Source organism: Lentzea sp. NPDC060358 (genome assembly GCF_042725365.1).
Taxonomy (GTDB): domain Bacteria; phylum Actinomycetota; class Actinomycetes; order Mycobacteriales; family Pseudonocardiaceae; genus Lentzea.
Genome location: NZ_JBHXCW010000170.1, coordinates 1 through 17,402 on the forward strand (window position 1 = coordinate 1; position 17,402 = coordinate 17,402).

The following is a 17,402-nucleotide window of genomic DNA, read 5'->3' on the forward strand; positions in this document are numbered from 1 at the left end:
GTTCTCGCTCTTGCGGGCGACCTTGTCGATCTCGTCGATGTAGATGATCCCGGTCTCGGCCTTCTTGACGTCGTAGTCCGCGGCCTGGATCAGCTTCAGCAGGATGTTCTCGACGTCCTCGCCGACGTAGCCGGCCTCCGTCAGCGCCGTCGCGTCGGCGATGGCGAACGGGACGTTGAGCATGCGGGCCAGGGTCTGTGCGAGCAGCGTCTTGCCGGAGCCCGTGGGGCCCAGCAGCAGGATGTTGGACTTGCCGAGCTCGATCTCCTCGTCGCGCGCCGCGCCCGCCTCGGTCTCGCTGGCCCGCACCCGCTTGTAAAGGTAGACCTCCTCGTGGTAGTCGTGGCGCAGCACGTCCGAGGTCTCGAGGCCCGGCTCCCACCGCGCGATCCGGGTGAGCGTCGCCGTGTCCGGGTCGCGGGACAGGACCCGTTCGGCGACGCCCGGGCCGGCCTCCTGCCAGCCGACCCCCGACACGGGGAAGAACTCGTGTTCCTCGCGCACTCACAGCCTCCGGTTCGCCAGCACGGGCAGCTTCTCGCGGGCCTCGCGGACCAGGTCGAGGTCCACATCGGACACCAGCGTGCCCGGCGCGCCCTCCAGCCGCTCGCGGACCGCGCCCAGCGGGTCGACGACGGCGCTGCGGCCGATGCCCGTCGGGGCCGAGCCGTGGTCGGCGTCCGGGTCGGCCTGGCCGCAGGCCAGCACCCACGAGGTCGCGTCCAGCGCGCGGGCCCGCACCAGCAGGTCCCACTGGTCGGCTTTGCCGGGGCCCGCTCCCCAGGAGGCGCCCAGCAGGATGACCGGCGCGGTGTCGGCCAGGGTGCGGAAGAGTTCGGGGAAGCGCACGTCGTAGCAGGTGGCGAGGCCGATCGTGGTGCCGTCGACCTCGAACGTCACCGGCTTGCCGCCGGGGGTGACCGTGTCGGACTCGCGGAAGCCGAAGGCGTCGAACAGGTGGATCTTGTCGTAGCCGAGGTGCAGGCCGGCGCCCGTGACGAGCGTGGTGTTGGCGACCCGGCCGCCCTCGCCCGGCGTGAACATGCCGGCCACCACCACGACGCCGTGCTCGTCGGCGATCTCGCGGACGGCGGTGGCCCACGGGCCGTCGAGCGGTTCGGCGACCGGGGTCAGCGGGACGCCGAACCGGCACTGGGCGGCTTCCGGGAACTGGACCACCCGGGCACCCCGGGCAGCGGCTTCGGCGACCCGGGCGCGGATGGTGGCGAGGTTGTCCAGCGGATCAGCGGTGGAGCTGATCTGGCAGAGCGCGATGCGCATGATCCTCCTCTGGTATACATGCTGTATGCAGGGTGCGGACGGGTTGTCTGGCAGGGAAAAGGCCTACGAGTTCCTCAAGGACACCATTCTCGCCGATCCCGAGATGCAGGGACGGTTCATCAGCGAGCAGGACGTCGCCAACCAGATCGGCGTCTCCCGCACGCCGATCCGTGAGGCCCTGCTGCTGCTCGCGGCCGAGGACCTGGTGCAGCTCGTGCCGAAGAAGGGTGCGTACGTCGCGCCGTTGTCGTCGCGGCAGATCACCGAGCTGATGGAGCTGCGTGGGGTCGTGGAGCGGTATGCGGCCGAACGCACGATGAGCGAGCACATGGTTCCGTTGCGGAAGATGCAGGAGCTCATCGAGCAGCAGCGGTGGCTCATGGAGGACGCGCGGCAGTTCATCGACGTCGACCGGCAGTTCCACGCGCTGCTGGTCGCGGCGACGGGCAACGAGCTGCTGACGAAGACGTACGAGGGCTTGCGCGCACGGCAGGTGCGTGCGGGCGTGGTCGCGCTGTACCGGGCACACGGCCGGCAGCAGGCCGTGATCGACGAGCACAACGCGATCGTGGCCGCGCTCGAGTCCGGAGACGTCGGCGCGGCCACCGCGGCGATCACCGCTCACTTGGACACGACGCTGAAGGTGCTGCTCAACGGCTGATCCTCGTCCTGCGGGTCCCGGCCGAGCCAGAGACCGACCAGCGTCACCACGCACGCCACCGTGACGTACAGACCGACGACCACCCACGTGCCGAAGCCCGCCAGCAGCGCGGTGAACAGCAACGGCGCGATGGCACCGCCGATGACGCCCGCGAGTGTGTAGGCGAGCGAGCTGCCCGTGTAGCGAAGTCGTTCGCTGAACTGCTCGGCGATGAACGCCGCCTGCGGGCCGTACATGAACGCGTGGAAGCCGAGGCCGACCACGACGCCGAGCACGATCAGCGGCCACGACTTCGTGTCGATCAGCGGGAACAGCACGAACGGCCAGACCGCGCCGAGGACCGCCGCCGCGGCGTAGAGGCCGCGCCGGTTCACGCGGTCGGACAGCCAACCGGCGAGCGGCATCAGGAAGAGCTGGAAGCCCGAGGCGATCAGCACGGCGATCAGGCCGACGTTGCGCGGCAGCTTCAGCTGGGTCGTGAGGTAGGTCAGCACGAACACGGTGTGCAGCGCGTAGAGGACGTCCGGGCCGACGCGGCACAGCACGGCGGCGACCAGCGGCCGGGTCTGCGTGCGGAAGACCTCGCTGACCGGGGCGGACGGGCGGTCGCCGCGCGCCTCGATCGCTTTGAAGACCGGGGTCTCCTCGAGCTTCACGCGGATCCACAGGCCGAAGATCACGAGCACCGCGGACAGCAGGAACGCGACGCGCCAGCCCCACGACATGAACGCGTCCTCCGACAGCGCCACGCCGAGCAGCGCGAGCACGCCGTTCGCCATCAGGTTGCCGGCGGGCGGGCCGATCTGGGCGGCGCTCGCCCAGAACCCGCGCTGCGCCGGGTTGCCGTACTCGCTGGACAGCAGCACCGCGCCGCCCCACTCGCCGCCGAGCCCGACGCCCTGCGCGAAGCGCAGCAGCACGAGCAGCACACCGGCCGCGGGGCCGATCGCGGCGTGCGTCGGCAGCAGACCGATGAGCAACGTCGCGATACCGGTGATCAGCAACGTCGTGACGAGCACGCGTTTGCGCCCGATCTTGTCGCCGAGCCGTCCGAACAGGAACCCGCCCAGCGGCCGTGAGAGGTATCCGACGGCGTAGGTCGAGAACGCGAGCAGCGTGGCGGTGAGCGGTTCTTCACTCGGGAAGAACAGCGGACCGAGCACGACGGCCGCGGCGACGTTGTAGATCGCGAAGTCGTACCACTCCAGGGCGGTACCGGAGAGCGAGGCCACGAAGGCGCGTACCAGCGCCGAACGTGGCACGTCTGGCGTTGCTGCAGCAGCGGTCATGCGGTAATACTGCCTGTATACAACTCGTATGCGCAAGGAGTACCGCATGTCTACCGTTCGTACACAGGCCGCCACCCTCCAGTTCGACCTCCCGGACGGCACCGTCGCCGAGGTCGCCGTGACGACGTTGCTGAACGGTGGGTACGCAGGTCGCAGCCAGGACGACGTGGCCGCGCACGTGCGTGAGCTCGCCGAGCTGGGCGTGCCGGCGCCGTCGGTGACGCCGAGCCTCTACCCGGTCTCGCCGTACCTGGCGCAGCAGACCACCTCGGTCCCCGCGCAGCACGGCCGGACCTCCGGCGAGGCCGAGTGGGCGATCGTGGTCACCGACTCGGACGTCCTGCTGACCGTGGCCTGCGACCACACCGACCGCGCGCTGGAGGTGCACGGTGTCGCGTGGAGCAAGAACGCGGGCCCGGACGTGCTGGGCCGCAAGGCGTGGCGCCTCGCCGACGTGGCGGACCGGATCGACGAGATCGAGCTGACGGCGTGGGCCGACGGCACCGAGATCCAGCGCGGCACGCTCGCCGAGTTGCTGACCCCGCAGTACTGGGTGGACCGGCTGAAGGAGCTCGCGCTGCTCGAGCCCGGCACCGTGCTGCTGTCCGGCACCATCCCGATGCACCACGGCGTGGACCAGTTCGCGTCGCGGTGGCGCGTCGAGCTGCGCGACCCGGCCACGGGCGACGTCCTCGACTGCGAGTACGAGGTGACCCGGCTGCCCGACCCGATCGGCTGAGCGCCCGGCGGTAAATGAGTCCCGGTCCGTCCCGCGGCTGCGCTACAAAGAGGCGCATGGAGCTGCGGAAGGTGACCGGCGAGGACGCGGAGGAGCTGTTCCGCGTCATCACCGAGTCGCTCGACCACCTGCGGGTGTGGATGCCGTGGGCGGCCGGCGGGTACGACGAGGCGATGCTCGCCGAGTTCCTCGCCGACGCCGCGGAGGGCTGGGACCGCGGGGCGCTGTTCCCGCACGTCATCACCGTCGACGGCGCGATCGTCGGCCTGGCGACGGCGCACCGGACCCGCGAGCCCGATCTCGTCGAGATCGGCTACTGGCTGCACCCCGCGCACACCGGGCGGGGTCACGTCACGGCGGCGGTCGCGGAGCTGGCCGAGTTCGCGTTCGCGCTGGACGGGGTGCGCAGGATCCAGATCTGGCACGACGAGGCCAACCTCGCGAGCAGCGGTGTGCCGCGGCGACTCGGGTTCACCGAGGTCGACCGCCGCACGCCGCCGCGCGAACCGGCGATCGGCAACCGCGTCGGGGTGGACGTGGTGTGGGAGCTGCGCCGCTCACGAGGCGAGTGAGGCCTTCACCGCGCGGGTCCGGTCGTCGGCCAGCACCTCGTCGTCGCCGTTCTCGACGGCCCGCAGCACCTGCGCGACCAGGTCCTCGGTGCTGATCTTCGGGCCGGTCTGCGCGGCCGCCATGTCGGTGTCGATGAACGCCGAGTGCACCGCCACGACGTGCGTCCCCTGGTCGCGCAGGGCGTCACGGGTCGAGTTGGTGAGCGACCACGCCGCCGCCTTCGACGCGGCGTAGCCCCGCCAGTCCGCGCGGCCGACGAACGACAGGATGCTCAGCACGTTGACGAGCGTGCCGCCGCCGTTGGCCTTGAGGATCGGCGCGAAGGCGTCGGTGACGCGGACGATGCCGTAGACGTTCACGTCGAACTCCGCCTGGATGCCGTCGAGCCCTTCGCCCTCGACCAGCACGCCGGCGTTGTTGACGACGATCGAGACGTCGCCCAGCTCCTTCGCCGCCGCCTCGACCTGCGCGGCGTCGGTCACGTCGAGCCGCACGGGGATGACGCCCTCGTCGACGACGGACGCCGGGTTGCGCACGCCCGCGTAGACCTTGGCGCCGCGCCGCGCGAACTCGCGGGCGAAAGCGCGGCCCAGACCGCGGTTGGCGCCGGTCACCAGCACGGCTGCGGTGTCGAAGCTCATCACTACCTCCTGAGTTGGATTCTCCAACCGACTGTAGCGCTGCGGGTTGGATAATCCAACTCACTGCTAGCATGGTCACATGGCCCCTCGAAGCTGCTCCGTGGCGAACGCGCTGGAGGTCGTGGGCGAGCGCTGGTCGTTGCTGGCGTTGCGCGAGGTCTTCTTCGGCAACACGCGCTTCGACCAGATCGCCGCGAACACCGGCGCGTCACGTGACGTCCTGACCGTGCGGTTGAAGAAGCTGGTCGCGGCCGGCGTGCTGGAGAAGCGGCAGTACTCCGAACACCCCCCTCGGCACGAGTACCTGCTGACCGAGTCGGGGCGCGCACTGCACAACGTCATGCTGATGCTCAAGGAGTGGGGCGACGCGTACGTGACGGAGGGGCCCCTCCCCCTCGTGTGGGAGCACTCGTGCGGCCACGTGCTGGAGCCGCGCGTGGTGTGCGCGCACTGCGGCGAGGAGGCGACGATCGAGTCGCTGACCCGTGCGGAGGAGCCGACCCACTAGGTTGGGCGGCATGAGCGAGGACGACGAGGACGAGTTCGCCGAGGACGACGAGTTCGAGGACGAGGACGACACCGACGACCTCTTCGCCGTCACGCCCGAACCGCGCACGGTCTGCCACCTGTGCGGGGGCGCCGGCTACATCGCGGCGCCGACGCTCGCGATCATCGGCGGCGCGCCGCGGACCGTGGACAACGGGCGGGAGTGCCCGCACTGCAGCGGCGCGCGGACGTTCAACGGGCTCGTGCCGCCGCTGTAGGACGGCCGCCGGGGGCGTGCCACGCGACGAACTCGGCGCCGTCCCGCGTACGGTAACCGCTCGTGGAGGTCCTGACCCGAGCCGAATGGCAGCAGTTGCGCGACGCGCACGTCACGCGCATGCGCCGGTTCACGGGTCCGCACCAGGAGCGCAAGCTGCGCAAAGAGAAGCACCCGGTCATGGACTTCCTCTTCACCTACTACAGCCATCGGCCCGTGCGGCTCGAACGGTGGCATCCCGGGCCGGGCGTCGTGCTGGAGGACGCCGCCGAGTACCTCGAGTTCCCGCACTACCGGCGGGCCGGCGGGGGCGTGACGCTCGACGTCGCGAGCTTCGCCGCGCAGCGGGAGAAGACGCTCGAGTTCGTCCAGGCGCTGCTCACGGCCACGTTGAGCAGGCCGGCTCGGCTCGGGTGCTTCGGGCTGCACGAGTGGGCGATGGTCTACCGGCAGCAGCCGGAGGAGGTCCGGCACAACGCGTGGCCGTTGCGGCTGGGCAGCGACGGGACCGACGCGGTGGTCGAGGCGAGCCGGATCCAGTGCGGGCACTTCGACGCGTTCCGGTTCTTCACGCAGCCCGCGCGGCCCCGCAACACCCTGCAGCCCACGCGCGACGACCAGGTCCGCAACGAGCAGCCGGGGTGCCTGCACGCGAACATGGACCTGTTCAAGTGGGCCTACAAGCTGGAGCCCGCGACGCCGTCGGACCTGGTGGCCGACTGCTTCGAGCTCGCGGCCGACGTGCGCGAGCTCGACATGCGCGCCTCCCCCTACGACCTGGCCGGACTCGGGTACGGGCCCGTGCCGATCGAGACCCCGGACGGGCGCGCCGAGTACGTTCGGAGGCAGGCCGCGTTCACGGAACGCGCGCGACCGTTGCGAGAACGGCTCGTCTCCGTGTGCCAGTCGATACTTGGTGTGACTTCACTTCGCTAACGAGGTTCACCTGTTAGCGTGATTGGCTGGTCGTCGGGGGCCGCCTGAGTAGTTGTGAGGGATCGATGTCTCGACACCGCGCTCTGCGGGCGAAGGTGAAGCGCGGAATCGCCAAGTGGCCCGTGCTGATCGTCGTGTTCGTGGTGCTGATCGGCCTCGGCTGGCTGGTCCTGACCTGGGCGGGCGGCGTGCTCGACAAGCGCTCCCAGGCGCTGGCGCAGAACTGCAGCGAGGGCGACTCGGTGTTGCGCGTGTCGGCGACGCCGAGCATCGCGGGGGCCGTCGCCGACGTGGCGCGCGCGTACAGCGCGACCCGGCCCGTCGTGTACGACCACTGCATCGCGATCGAGGTGGTGTCCGCAGACTCGTCGGCGGTGCTCGAAGGCCTCACGACGACGTGGGACGAGCAGAAGCTCGGCAAGCGCCCGCACGCATGGGTACCCGACTCGACCCTGTGGGCGAACCGGCTGTCGGCGCTGAACGCGAAGCTCGTGGGCTCGGCCCCGAAGTCCGTCGGCACGTCGCCGGTGCTGCTCGCGGCGCCCGAGGCCGCCGCGCCGGTGCTGAAGGACTTCCGCTGGACCGACATGCCCGAGGTGACGGACTGGACGAAGTTCGGCACGAACTGGGGCCGCTTCAGCGTCGCGATGCCCGACCCGGCGACGAACACCGCGTCGGCGCTCGCGATCCAGTCGGCACTGGCCGACGGCAAGGGCCCGGTGACGGCGGAGTCGCTCGGCTCGGACGCGGCGAAGGCGAAGCTGTCGAAGCTCGCGGCCGCCGTGCCGCCGGAGGTGCCGCCGACGACGCGTGACGCGTTGGGACGCCTGGGCGACAGCGCGACGGTGAACGCGGCGGGCTTCTCGGTCACACCGGTGTCCGAAGTGGACCTGCTCCGGCACAACACGGGCAAGGAGGCCCCGTCGAAGCCGCTCGTGGGCGTGCTGCCCGCGGGCCCGGCCCCGGTGGCGGACTTCCCGTACGTGGCGCTGGGCGGCTCGGAGGTCGGCGAGGCGGAAGTCCGTGCGGCGCAGTCGTTCCGCGACTTCATGACCGAGCCGTCGTCGCAGGAGATCCTCGCGCGCGGCGGCCTGCGCGTCGAGTCCACTCAGGACCGCCCCTCCCCCTCGCCGGGCATCTCGTGGGCTCCGGTGACGGAGAACCTGGTGGCGGCCGACGCGACGACGACGCAGCAGATCTCGTCGGCGTGGGCGTCGGCGGACCGCGGCGGCCAGGTCGTGACGGTGCTGGCGGACGTGTCGACGTCGATGAAACCCCGGCTGGACAAGGTGAAGTCGGCGCTGCGCGGCCAGATCGACCGCTCGGTGTCGGGCTCGTTCGGCCTGTGGGAGTTCGCGCGCTCGCTCGACGGCGCGAAGCCGTACAAGCAGCTCGTGGGAACCGCGCCGGTGACGGAGAAGCGGGACGCGTTGAAACGCGCCGTCGACGGCCTGAAGACGGCGGAGGGCTCGCAGCTCTACACGTCGCTCGCGGCGTGCTACGAGGCGGCGCACGACGGGTTCGTGGCGGGCAGGGTCAACCGGGTCGTGGTGATCACCGACGGCCCGTCCGACGGCGGGATCGACCTCGCGGCGCTGAAGGCGCAGCTGCACGGCAAGGACCTGGCGATCAGCTTCATCGCGATCGGCGGCGAGGTGGACCGCGCGGCGCTGACCGACATCGCGCAGGTGACCGGCGGGTCGGTGTCGGTGGTGGAGAACGTGGACGGCGTGGAGGCGGCGCTCGGGCAGGTGCTGTCGACGAAGGCCTGAGGGCTGTCGGACCGCGTCACTAGAATGGAAATTGGGGGAACCCGGCTGGGTCCGTGTGTGTGTGTCGCGCGCACACGCGCTGGAGACCTGGGCGGACGGCCTGATCAGGCCCGCGATCGAGGCGCTGCGAGGGCACGACGCACTGGTCGTCTGCACGACCGGCGAAGCGCTGGAACCGTTGCCGGGCAACGTGCGCACGGCGAGTTTCGTCCCCCACGACCTGCTGCTGCCGCGCACCGACGTGATGACCGCCAACGGCGGCTGGGGCGGGGTGCCGGCGGTCGGGGTGCCGCTGGTCGTGGTGCCCGGTTCGCTCGACAAGCCGCAGGCGGCGAGGCGCGTCGCCGGGGCGGGCGCGGGCCGCGCGGCCTGTGCGGGGCCGTCGACCGGGTGCTGGCGGAGCCGCGCCACCGCGGCCGCTCCCGCGAGCTGGGGCGGGAGAGCACGGTGGCCGGTGGCGCGGCTGACCTGGTGGAGGAGCTGCTCAGCTGACGTTGTGGACGTCGGGGTCGGGGCCCGTGCGGGTGCCGTTGTCGAGCTCGCGGATGACCGTCATGTCGTCCTGGGCCAGCTCGAAGTCGAAGACGTCGATGTTCTCCTTGATCCGGTAGGGCGTGACGGACTTCGGGATCACGACGCTGCCGAGCTGCACGTGCCAGCGCAGCACGATCTGGGCCGGCGTCTTGCCGTACTTCTCGGCGAGGCTCGTGAGGTCGGGTTCGCGCAGCAGCGTGCCCCTGGCCAGGGGCGACCACGCCTCGGTGACGATGCGGTGGGTGACGTGCACCTTGCGCATCTCCTCCTGCTGCAGCAACGGGTGCAGCTCGATCTGGTTCACCGCCGGGGTCGTCGGGAACTCGTCGAACAGGCGCTGCAGGTGCGGGGTGTGGAAGTTCGAGACGCCGATGGCGCGCACCCGTCCGTCGGCGTAGAGCTGTTCGAGCGCACGCCACGACTCGGCGTAGAGGTCGCGCGCCGGGGTCGGCCAGTGGATGAGGTAGAGGTCCAGCACGTCGCGGCGGAGCTTGCGCATGCTCTCGTCGAACGCGCGCAGCGTCGAGTCGTAGCCCTGGTCGGCGTTGCGCAGCTTGGTCGTGATGAACAGGTCGGGGATGCCGGCGGTCGCGTCTCCGACACCGGACTCGTTGCGGTAGGCGGCCGCCGTGTCGATGCTGCGGTAGCCGGCCTCGATCGCCGTCGTGACCGCACCGGCCACCTGGTCCTCCGGCACCTGGAAGACGCCGAAGCCGAGTTGGGGGATCCGTACTCCGTTGTTCAACGAGATCAGCGGAACCATGTGCGTAGCTTCGCACCGTTGTAGACCTCGTGCATGGAGTTGATGATGTCGATCAACTCCCGGCGCAGCCCGGCCGGTGCGAGCACCTCGACGTCCGAGCCGAATTTCAGCAGGTCGGCGACGGCGTGGCGGGTCGACTCGGTCGGGAAGCCGAACGCCTCGCCGGGCTGCGGGGCGATCTCGCGGACGACCCGCGCCTGGTGGCCGCTCAGCAGGTACTGGGTCTTGTCGAGGCCCGACCGGGTCATCCGCACGGTGATGCGCTCGCCGTACATGCGCGCCTCGAACTGCTCGGACCACTCCGCCCAGTACCGCGCGAGGTCGAAGTCGGCGGGGCGGTCGAAGGTGCCGCCCGTCGGGTGCAGCTCCAGGACGCGCGACACCCGGTAGGTGCGGCCGCTGCCGACGAAGTACCACGTGCCCGCCTTGAGGACCAGACCGTACGGGTCGACCTCGCGCTCGACGACGTCGTTGCCCCACCGCCGGTAGGTCATCCGCACCCGGCGCTGCTCCCAGACGGCGTCGGCGATCGTGGCGAGGTGCCCGGTGGGTTCGTCGCCGCGGAACCACGACGGGGTGTCGAGGTGGAAGCGCTGGCGGATCTGCTCGGCCCGGTCGCGCAGCTCGGTCGGCAGCGCCGCGAGCAGCTTGAGCTGCGCGGCGGCGGCGACCTCCTTCAGCCCCAGGTCGGCGGCGGGGCCGGGCAGCCCCGCGAGGAACAGCGACTGGGCCTCGGCGGAGGTGAGGCCGGTCAGCCGGGTGCGGTAGCCGTCGACGAGCTGGTAGCCGCCGGCCGGGCCGCGGTCGGCGTAGACGGGGATGCCGGCGGCGCTCAGCGAGTCGATGTCGCGGTAGATGGTGCGGGGCGAGACCTCGAGTTCCGCCGCCAGCTCGTCCGCAGTCATGCGGCCTCTCGACTGGAGGAGCAGGAGCACCTGCATGAGGCGGCTGGACTTCATCCTCTCAACCTGACACGAACTGTCAGGAAAACGCCACCGACATGCGGAACCCGGTCACGCCGAAGCCCTGCCTCGCAACCACGGGTCCGAGGCAGGGCTTCGCGGGGGTCTCAGCAGCAGGAGAGGAGTTCCGAGGGGCGCACAGTCGTCGCCGCGTCGTCGTCCAGGATGGCCTGGATCATCTGGTCCCATCCGGGAGTCGCACCGCCAGCCGCGTGCAGTGCGGAACGGACCCGCAGATGCGCCTGGCGCAGAGCGTCGGGGGAGTCGTCGGCGTCGAGGTGCAGGCAGAACTCGACAGTGCCGTCTTCCAGGTTGGCGCCGATGTCCGCGTCCTCGATGCCCGGTTCGCTTTGCAGCGCGTCCATCACGGCCTCCAGGTGGTTTTCCAGATCCCTGGCAACGGCCGAGGATACGCAGGTCACCTCGACGTAGTACGAGCGTGCCATCAAGCGTCCTCCCTCCAGCATCCGTTCCTCTTCAGCCATCCTCGCAGGTTGCGTGTGTAATTCGAGTTCGACGGGGTTAACTTCACTGTCTTGAAACATGCATCGTGTGGTGGGCCGCATCTGGCTTTGAAGTACTTCTTCCCCTTCTCCACCCGCCAGCCTTGCTTCTCAAGGCTGCGCAGCAGTCCCTCCAGGTCAGGATCCGGATGCTTCGGCCGCGGCACGAGTCTCCAATCGAGTGACCAGGTCTCATGCTCGATGAGGGATCGCCCCGGCCGCCCAACCCGTTACCACGGTGGGCAGCGTGGCATCTCTGCCCCCTGAGACCAGTACAGACCACATCGGAAGCCACTGGGCGACCACTTGAGCGTTTTCACCCAAAAGAGCTTCGAGCGGTTCGACAATCGGAAGACCTATGCCAGATTCCATTCCGTTGTGCCGCACACGCCCCAACGGAACCGCACGACTCGTGTGTACCTATGCGGTTGAACGAACTGTTCCTCGCTTGAACGCCAACACGTCGGCGACTCGCAAAAAGATCATCAAACCTGACACGAACTGTCAGGAATTGCCAGCACAGTGGTCCCCATGAAGGCAACAGGAACCATCGCCGTGAAGAGCTGGGACGAGAACACGTGGGACGGCCGCTCCTACAAGGAGGTCGAGGGCCGCAAGCTGACCGAGGCGCACGTCCAGTTCTCGTACGCGGGTGACATCACCGGTACCGGCAGCTGCCGGTACCTCATGTACTACGGCGACGACGTCGCGTGGACGACCGCGCTCGAGGAGATCACGACCGACGACGGCACGCTGGTGCTGCGGCACGTCGGCGCCTACCGGAACTCTGTGGAGGGCACCATCGAGGTCGTCGACGGCACCGGGAAGTTCCTCAAGGCGCGAGGTGCGGTCACCGTCGGCTGGGCGGAGGACGGCAGCGGCACCTACACCCTGGAGTACGAGGTCTGAGCGACGACCGCGCCCCCGTCCACGACGCCGCCGAGGAGTAGCTTCCCCGCCTGTGAACGACTGGCTGGCGGACACCCGGACCTCCTACGACACCGTGGCGCGCAGCTACGCCGACCACACGCGCGGGCTGCTCGACGGGCTGCCGCACATGCGGGCGGCCTTGTGGTTGTTCGCCGAGGAGGTGGACGGGCCGGTCGCGGACGTCGGCTGCGGGCCCGGCGACATCACGGCGCGGCTGCACGGGCTCGGCGTGGACGCGTTCGGGATCGACCTCTCCCCCGCGATGGTCGCGCTGGCCCGCGCGACCCACCCCGGGCTGCGGTTCGAGGTGGGGTCGATGACCGAGCCGCTCGGCACGGCGGTGGGCGGGATCCTGTCGTGGTGGTCGCTGATCCACGTGCCCGACGACGAGGTGCCCGGCGTGTTCGGGCACTTCCGGGAAGCGTTGCGCCCCAACGGGTTGCTGCAGGTCGGCTTTCACGTCGGCGACCGGGCGAACCTCAAGACCCAGGGCTACGGCGGGCTTCCGATGCGCGTGCACGTCCATCTGCGGCCGCCGGAGCGCGTGGCCGGGTGGCTGCGCGACGCCGGGTTCACCGTCGAGGCGCGGTGGCTGCTCGGCGACGACGGCGCGATCCTGTTCGCCCGGCGCGGGTGAGACCATCTGCCGGTGCCAGAAGTCGTAGCGGAAGAACAGACCTGCCAGCGGTGCGGTGAGACGGTCGAGCTGGAGACCGGGGACTTCGAGCTGTTCGAGCGGATGCACCCCGACTGCTTCCACTTCGCGTTCGAGCACGACCTGGCCGAACCGGGCCTGGGCACCGACCAGAACTGCGGTGACGAGGCCTGCCCCGTCTGAGAAACGGGACAGGGGCGCACCCCCGAGTGCGCCCCTGTCCGCCGGACGTCCGGATCAGCTGCTGTAGGCCTCGAGCGGCGGGCAGGAGCAGACCAGGTTCCGGTCGCCCTTCGCGCCGTCGATGCGGCGGACGGGCGGCCAGATCTTCGGCGCCGCGGTGCCCGCCGGGTAGACGGCCTCCTCGCGCGTGTACGGGTGGTTCCACTCGCCCACGGTCACGCTGGCCGCGGTGTGCGGGGCGTTGCGCAGCGGGTTGTCCTCCACCGGCCACTCGCCCGCGCCCACGCGGTCGATCTCGCGCTTGATGGCGATCATGGCGTCGATGAACCGGTCGATCTCGGCCAGGTCCTCGGACTCGGTCGGCTCGACCATCAGGGTGCCGGCGACCGGGAACGACATCGTCGGGGCGTGCAGGCCGTAGTCGGCGAGCCGCTTCGCCACGTCGTCCACCGTCACGCCCGTCGCCTTGGTCAGCGGGCGCAGGTCGAGGATGCACTCGTGGGCCACGAAGCCGCCCTCGCCGGTGTAGAGGACCGGGTAGTGCTCGTCCAGCCGCCGCGCCACGTAGTTCGCCGCGGCCACGGCGGTCAGGGTCGCGCGGCGCAGGCCGTCGCCGCCCATCATGCGCACGTAGGCCCACGAGATCGGCAGGATCGACGCGGAACCCCACGGGGCGCCCGCGATCGGGCCGACACCGGTGGCCGGGCCCGCGGTGGGCTGCAGCGGGTGGTTCGGCAGGAACGGCGCCAGGTGGGACTTCACGCCGATCGGGCCGACGCCGGGACCACCGCCGCCGTGCGGGATGCAGAACGTCTTGTGCAGGTTCAGGTGCGAGACGTCCGAGCCGAACTTGCCGTAGCGGGCCAGGCCGATCAGCGCGTTGAGGTTCGCGCCGTCGACGTACACCTGGCCGCCCGCGTCGTGGACCAGGCCGCAGACCTCGCGGACGGTGTCCTCGTACACGCCGTGCGTCGACGGGTAGGTGATCATGATCGCGGCCAGGTCGTCGGCGTGCTCCGCGACCGTGGAACGCAGGTGGCCCATGTCGATGTTGCCCTTGTCGTCGCACTTCACGACGACGACGCGCATGCCGGCCATGACGGCGGACGCGGCGTTGGTGCCGTGGGCGGACGACGGGATCAGGCAGACGTCGCGCGCGGCGTTGCCGTTGGCGCGGTGGTAGGCGCGGATCGCGAGCAGGCCGGCGAACTCACCCTGCGAGCCGGCGTTGGGCTGCAGCGACACGGCGTCGTAGCCGGTGACCTCGGCGAGCCAGGCCTCCAGGTCCGACACGATCTTCAGCAGCCCGGCCGCGTCCTCGACGGGCGCGAACGGGTGCAGCGTCGAGAACTCCGGCCACGTGATGGACTCCATCTCCGCGGTGGCGTTCAGCTTCATCGTGCAGGAGCCGAGCGGGATCATGCTGCGGTCCAGGGCGACGTCCTTGTCGGACAGCGCGCGCAGGTAGCGCAGCAGCGCCGTCTCGGAGCGGTGCGCGTGGAAGACCGGGTGGGTCAGGTAGTCGGACGTGCGGCGCAGGTCGGCCGGGATGCCGTCCGCGGTGTCGGCGTCGATGGCGTCCACGTCGGACCCCGTGACGCCGAAGGCCTCCCACACCGCGACGACGTGCGCGCGGGTGGTCTTCTCGTCGCAGGCGATGGCCACGACGTCGTCGTCGACCTTGCGGAGGTTGATGCCGGCCTCGCGGGCCTTGGCGACGACCTCGGCGGCCCTGCCCTCGACGCGGACCTCGACGGTGTCGAAGAACTCGCCGTGCACGACCTCGAGGCCCGCCTCGCACAGGCCCGTGGCGAGCACGGTGGCCAGGCGGTGCACGCGGGTCGCGATGGCGCGCAGGCCCTCGGGGCCGTGGTAGACGGCGTACATGGACGCGATCACGGCCAGCAGCACCTGCGCGGTGCAGATGTTCGACGTGGCCTTCTCGCGGCGGATGTGCTGCTCGCGCGTCTGCAGCGCGAGGCGGTAGGCCAGGGAGCCGTCGGCGTCGACGGAGACGCCCACGAGACGGCCGGGCAGCTGGCGCTCCAGACCGGACCGGACGGCCATGTAGCCGGCGTGCGGGCCGCCGAAGCCGATCGGCACGCCGAAGCGCTGGGTGGTGCCGACGACGACGTCCGCGCCGATCTCGCCGGGCGCGCGCAGCAGCGTCAGCGCCAGCAGGTCGGCGACGACGACGGCCTGCGCGCCGGCCGCGTGGATCTCCTCGATGAGCGCCTTCTGGTCGCGCACCACACCGGACGCGCCGGGGTAGGACAGCAGCACGCCGAAGAAGTCGCCGCCCAGGCCCAGGCCCTCGATGCCCTGCGACAGGTCGGCGACGACGATCTCGATGTCGAGCGGCTCGGCGCGCGTCTCGATCACGGCCAGCGTCTGCGGCAGCGTGTCGGCGTCGATGACGAACTTGGAGGACTTGGACTTGCCTGCCCGGCGCACCAGCGTCATCGCCTCGGCGGCGGCGGTCGACTCGTCCAGCATGGACGCGTTCGCGACCGGCAGGCCCGTCAGGTCGCCGACCATCGTCTGGAAGTTCAGCAGTGCCTCGAGGCGGCCCTGGGAGATCTCCGGCTGGTACGGCGTGTAGGCGGTGTACCAGGCGGGCGACTCGAGGACGTTGCGCAGGATCACGCCCGGCGTCACGGTGTCGTAGTAGCCCAGGCCGATCATCTGCGTCATCGGCCGGTTCCGGGAGGCGAGCTCGCGCAGCTCGGCGAGCGCCTCGGTCTCGGTGGCCGGCGCGGGCAGGTCCAGCACGAGGTCGCGTTCGTGGATGGACGGCGGAACCGCGTGCTGCGCCAGCTCCTCCAGCGACCCGACGCCGATGACGTCGAGGATGCGCGCGAGCTCGGCGGGGCGCGGGCCGACGTGGCGGTCGGCGAACGGGGTGCCGTGCTCGAGAGCGGCGAGCGGAATGCGGTCCTGCGTCATCAAACGCCTCCGGGGGCTGCGGGCACACGTGTCCTGGTGCCCTCCCCGCTCTGTCCGTACCCCGAGGGGCGCCTGAGAGGTTCACCCGCTGTGGGAGCGGGCTTTCACCGTCGGCGGGATCCCCTGGCGGGGCTCCACTTTCCAGAGGCGTCTCGCTCGGGCGGTCCTGGGTGCCTGAGAGGTTCCCGGGGAGGGACTTGCTCCTTCGGCGCCGGGCTCGGGGCCCGGTCTCTCCCGCCTGAGTTCAGCGACTACCCGAGAAGAATACCCGCAGGCCGCCCAGCTAGTCCCTAGTGACGCGGCCTACATCTCAGCACCAAGACCGCTCAAGGCCCCCGAGACGGGGTCCTCGGGGTCGTCGCGCAGCGCCACGAGCAAGTGCCGGGTGCCCACGACGTCGTCCCCGCGCCGGGCCGCGACGAGCTTGGCCCGCTCGACCGCGCGGTCCACGGACCCGCCGGCGGGCAGCGCCGCCCGGTCCACTCCCGCCTGGCGCAGGGCGGTCGCGCCGCCGGACTCGAACTCCGGCTTCAGCCTCCTGCCCGCGGCGCTCAGCTGGTGGTCGAGCGTCAGCACCGCGGCGACGAGGTCGGCGGACGAGACGGGCCGCTCCCCGGCGACGGCGAGCCGTTCGGCCTCATTGCGGACCGCGGTGAGCACCGGCCCGCCCAGCCCCTGGCCGCGCACGACGAGCTTCGTCAGCCACCGCACGTACCCGCCGCCGGACTCCCCCTCCAGCGCCCCCGCCTTGCGCAGCAGCCACACGGCGGGCGCCTCCTCCGGTTCGGCCGCCTCCCGCACGGCCGCGGCGACGGCCTCGACGTCGACGCGCCGCACCACCATCAGGTCCGCCACCCGCCCGAACTCGAGCGACAGCAGAGCGAGCGACAGGTGGGTCGTGGTCAGCACGCCGTCACCGGCCTGGCCGACCGCCGCTGCGAGGCACGCGTCGAGCGCGACGCTGGGAGGCAACGCGGTCTCGACGCGGGCCTGGTGGTGCGCGGCGCGCATCAGCGCGGTGACCTCGGGCCCGGCCTCGGCGGGACCGCCGTCGCCACCGGCCCAGTGCTCGGTGCCGCGCGCCATCGCCTGGGCCCGCAACGACTTGACCCCGAGCTTGCGGCCGGGACCGGTCGTGTCGGTGAGCGCGATCAGCAGGTTCTCGGTGCCGACGAACCCGAACTCGAGCCGGAACGCCCGCTGCACGGCGGCGGCCAGCACTTTCACGACCTGCGGGGAAGGAGTGGGGGTCATGGCGGCAACGCTAGGCA

General features: G+C 70.9%; 18 protein-coding genes, 2 pseudogenes and 1 riboswitch. Of the genes and pseudogenes, 11 read left to right on the forward strand and 9 right to left on the reverse strand.

The window, feature by feature from the left end; genetic code table 11:
• Both ACFWGZ_RS28895 and ACFWGZ_RS28900 read right to left on the reverse strand, forming a co-directional pair.
• Positions 1 to 270: pseudogene (locus ACFWGZ_RS28895) on the reverse strand (AAA family ATPase); the annotation flags it as partial.
• Positions 271 to 504: 234 nt separating this feature from the next.
• Positions 505 to 1,281, reverse strand: coding sequence for a carbon-nitrogen hydrolase family protein (locus ACFWGZ_RS28900; protein WP_382454732.1), 777 nt, complete (start codon positions 1,279 to 1,281; stop codon positions 505 to 507).
• A 43-nt stretch (positions 1,282 to 1,324) separates the two neighbouring features.
• Here ACFWGZ_RS28900 and ACFWGZ_RS28905 point away from each other — a divergent pair, with 43 nt between their 5' ends.
• A complete protein-coding gene (locus ACFWGZ_RS28905; RefSeq protein ID WP_382454733.1) occupies positions 1,325 to 1,942 on the forward strand; it encodes a GntR family transcriptional regulator in 618 nt (205 codons plus the stop codon).
• Here ACFWGZ_RS28905 and ACFWGZ_RS28910 read toward each other — a convergent pair.
• Positions 1,903 to 3,231, reverse strand: coding sequence for an MFS transporter (locus ACFWGZ_RS28910; RefSeq protein ID WP_382454734.1), 1,329 nt, complete (start codon positions 3,229 to 3,231; stop codon positions 1,903 to 1,905). The two genes, ACFWGZ_RS28905 and ACFWGZ_RS28910, sit on opposite strands and share 40 nt — an antisense overlap.
• Before the next feature lie 46 nt (positions 3,232 to 3,277).
• Here ACFWGZ_RS28910 and ACFWGZ_RS28915 point away from each other — a divergent pair, with 46 nt between their 5' ends.
• Complete coding sequence (locus tag ACFWGZ_RS28915; protein ID WP_382454735.1) at positions 3,278 to 3,970, forward strand: DUF2848 domain-containing protein; 693 nt, start codon at positions 3,278 to 3,280, stop codon at positions 3,968 to 3,970.
• Between the two features lie 56 nt (positions 3,971 to 4,026).
• Positions 4,027 to 4,542, forward strand: coding sequence for a GNAT family N-acetyltransferase (locus tag ACFWGZ_RS28920; protein ID WP_382454736.1), 516 nt, complete (start codon positions 4,027 to 4,029; stop codon positions 4,540 to 4,542).
• Here the strand turns inward: ACFWGZ_RS28920 and ACFWGZ_RS28925 are convergent.
• Entirely contained in the window at positions 4,528 to 5,184 is a 657-nt protein-coding gene (locus ACFWGZ_RS28925) for an SDR family oxidoreductase (RefSeq protein ID WP_382454737.1), read from the reverse strand. The genes ACFWGZ_RS28920 and ACFWGZ_RS28925 overlap by 15 nt on opposite strands.
• A 79-nt stretch (positions 5,185 to 5,263) precedes the next feature.
• On the opposite strand from ACFWGZ_RS28925, the gene ACFWGZ_RS28930 reads away from it, so the two are divergent.
• The 5 genes and pseudogenes from ACFWGZ_RS28930 to ACFWGZ_RS28950 form a co-directional block, all read left to right on the forward strand.
• The gene (locus tag ACFWGZ_RS28930) at positions 5,264 to 5,692 is read left to right on the forward strand and encodes a winged helix-turn-helix transcriptional regulator (protein ID WP_382454738.1); all 429 of its coding nucleotides are present in this window, start codon (positions 5,264 to 5,266) and stop codon (positions 5,690 to 5,692) included.
• Positions 5,693 to 5,702: 10 nt separating this feature from the next.
• Entirely contained in the window at positions 5,703 to 5,948 is a 246-nt protein-coding gene (locus ACFWGZ_RS28935) for a hypothetical protein (RefSeq protein ID WP_382454739.1), read from the forward strand.
• Between the two features lie 119 nt (positions 5,949 to 6,067).
• Complete coding sequence (locus ACFWGZ_RS28940; RefSeq protein ID WP_382454749.1) at positions 6,068 to 6,883, forward strand: 3-methyladenine DNA glycosylase; 816 nt, start codon at positions 6,068 to 6,070, stop codon at positions 6,881 to 6,883.
• Positions 6,884 to 6,948: 65 nt separating this feature from the next.
• On the forward strand, positions 6,949 to 8,655 hold the full coding sequence (locus tag ACFWGZ_RS28945; RefSeq protein ID WP_382454740.1) for a substrate-binding domain-containing protein: 1,707 nt from the start codon (positions 6,949 to 6,951) through the stop codon (positions 8,653 to 8,655).
• Between the two features lie 61 nt (positions 8,656 to 8,716).
• Positions 8,717 to 9,007: pseudogene (locus ACFWGZ_RS28950) on the forward strand (glycosyltransferase); the annotation flags it as partial.
• A gap of 132 nt (positions 9,008 to 9,139) precedes the next feature.
• Here ACFWGZ_RS28950 and ACFWGZ_RS28955 read toward each other — a convergent pair.
• The 3 genes from ACFWGZ_RS28955 to ACFWGZ_RS28965 all read right to left on the reverse strand — a co-directional run bounded on the left by ACFWGZ_RS28955 (position 9,140) and on the right by ACFWGZ_RS28965 (position 11,399).
• Entirely contained in the window at positions 9,140 to 9,952 is an 813-nt protein-coding gene (locus ACFWGZ_RS28955) for an aldo/keto reductase (RefSeq protein ID WP_382454741.1), read from the reverse strand.
• Positions 9,940 to 10,911: a helix-turn-helix transcriptional regulator gene (locus ACFWGZ_RS28960; protein ID WP_382454742.1), complete on the reverse strand. Its 972-nt coding sequence runs from the start codon at positions 10,909 to 10,911 to the stop codon at positions 9,940 to 9,942. Before ACFWGZ_RS28960 ends, ACFWGZ_RS28955 begins: the two co-directional genes overlap by 13 nt.
• Before the next feature lie 110 nt (positions 10,912 to 11,021).
• Positions 11,022 to 11,399: a hypothetical protein gene (locus ACFWGZ_RS28965; protein ID WP_382454743.1), complete on the reverse strand. Its 378-nt coding sequence runs from the start codon at positions 11,397 to 11,399 to the stop codon at positions 11,022 to 11,024.
• Between the two features lie 549 nt (positions 11,400 to 11,948).
• On the opposite strand from ACFWGZ_RS28965, the gene ACFWGZ_RS28970 reads away from it, so the two are divergent.
• The 3 genes from ACFWGZ_RS28970 to ACFWGZ_RS28980 are packed head-to-tail and all read left to right on the forward strand — an operon-like array spanning position 11,949 to position 13,185.
• Positions 11,949 to 12,326, forward strand: coding sequence for a DUF3224 domain-containing protein (locus ACFWGZ_RS28970; RefSeq protein WP_382454744.1), 378 nt, complete (start codon positions 11,949 to 11,951; stop codon positions 12,324 to 12,326).
• Between the two features lie 52 nt (positions 12,327 to 12,378).
• Positions 12,379 to 12,984: a class I SAM-dependent methyltransferase gene (locus ACFWGZ_RS28975; RefSeq protein ID WP_382454745.1), complete on the forward strand. Its 606-nt coding sequence runs from the start codon at positions 12,379 to 12,381 to the stop codon at positions 12,982 to 12,984.
• A 12-nt stretch (positions 12,985 to 12,996) separates the two neighbouring features.
• Positions 12,997 to 13,185, forward strand: a complete 189-nt coding sequence (locus ACFWGZ_RS28980; protein WP_382454746.1) for a hypothetical protein — start codon at positions 12,997 to 12,999, stop codon at positions 13,183 to 13,185.
• A gap of 54 nt (positions 13,186 to 13,239) precedes the next feature.
• On the opposite strand, the gene gcvP is transcribed toward ACFWGZ_RS28980, so the two are convergent.
• Together gcvP and ACFWGZ_RS28990 are read right to left on the reverse strand one after the other, a co-directional pair.
• Entirely contained in the window at positions 13,240 to 16,131 is a 2,892-nt protein-coding gene (gcvP, locus tag ACFWGZ_RS28985; RefSeq protein ID WP_382454747.1) for an aminomethyl-transferring glycine dehydrogenase, read from the reverse strand.
• 151 nt (positions 16,132 to 16,282) lie between these two features.
• Positions 16,283 to 16,378, reverse strand: a riboswitch (glycine riboswitch).
• Between the two features lie 56 nt (positions 16,379 to 16,434).
• A partial coding sequence (locus ACFWGZ_RS28990; RefSeq protein WP_382454748.1) for a Clp protease N-terminal domain-containing protein occupies positions 16,435 to 17,402 on the reverse strand: 968 nt, incomplete at its 5' end.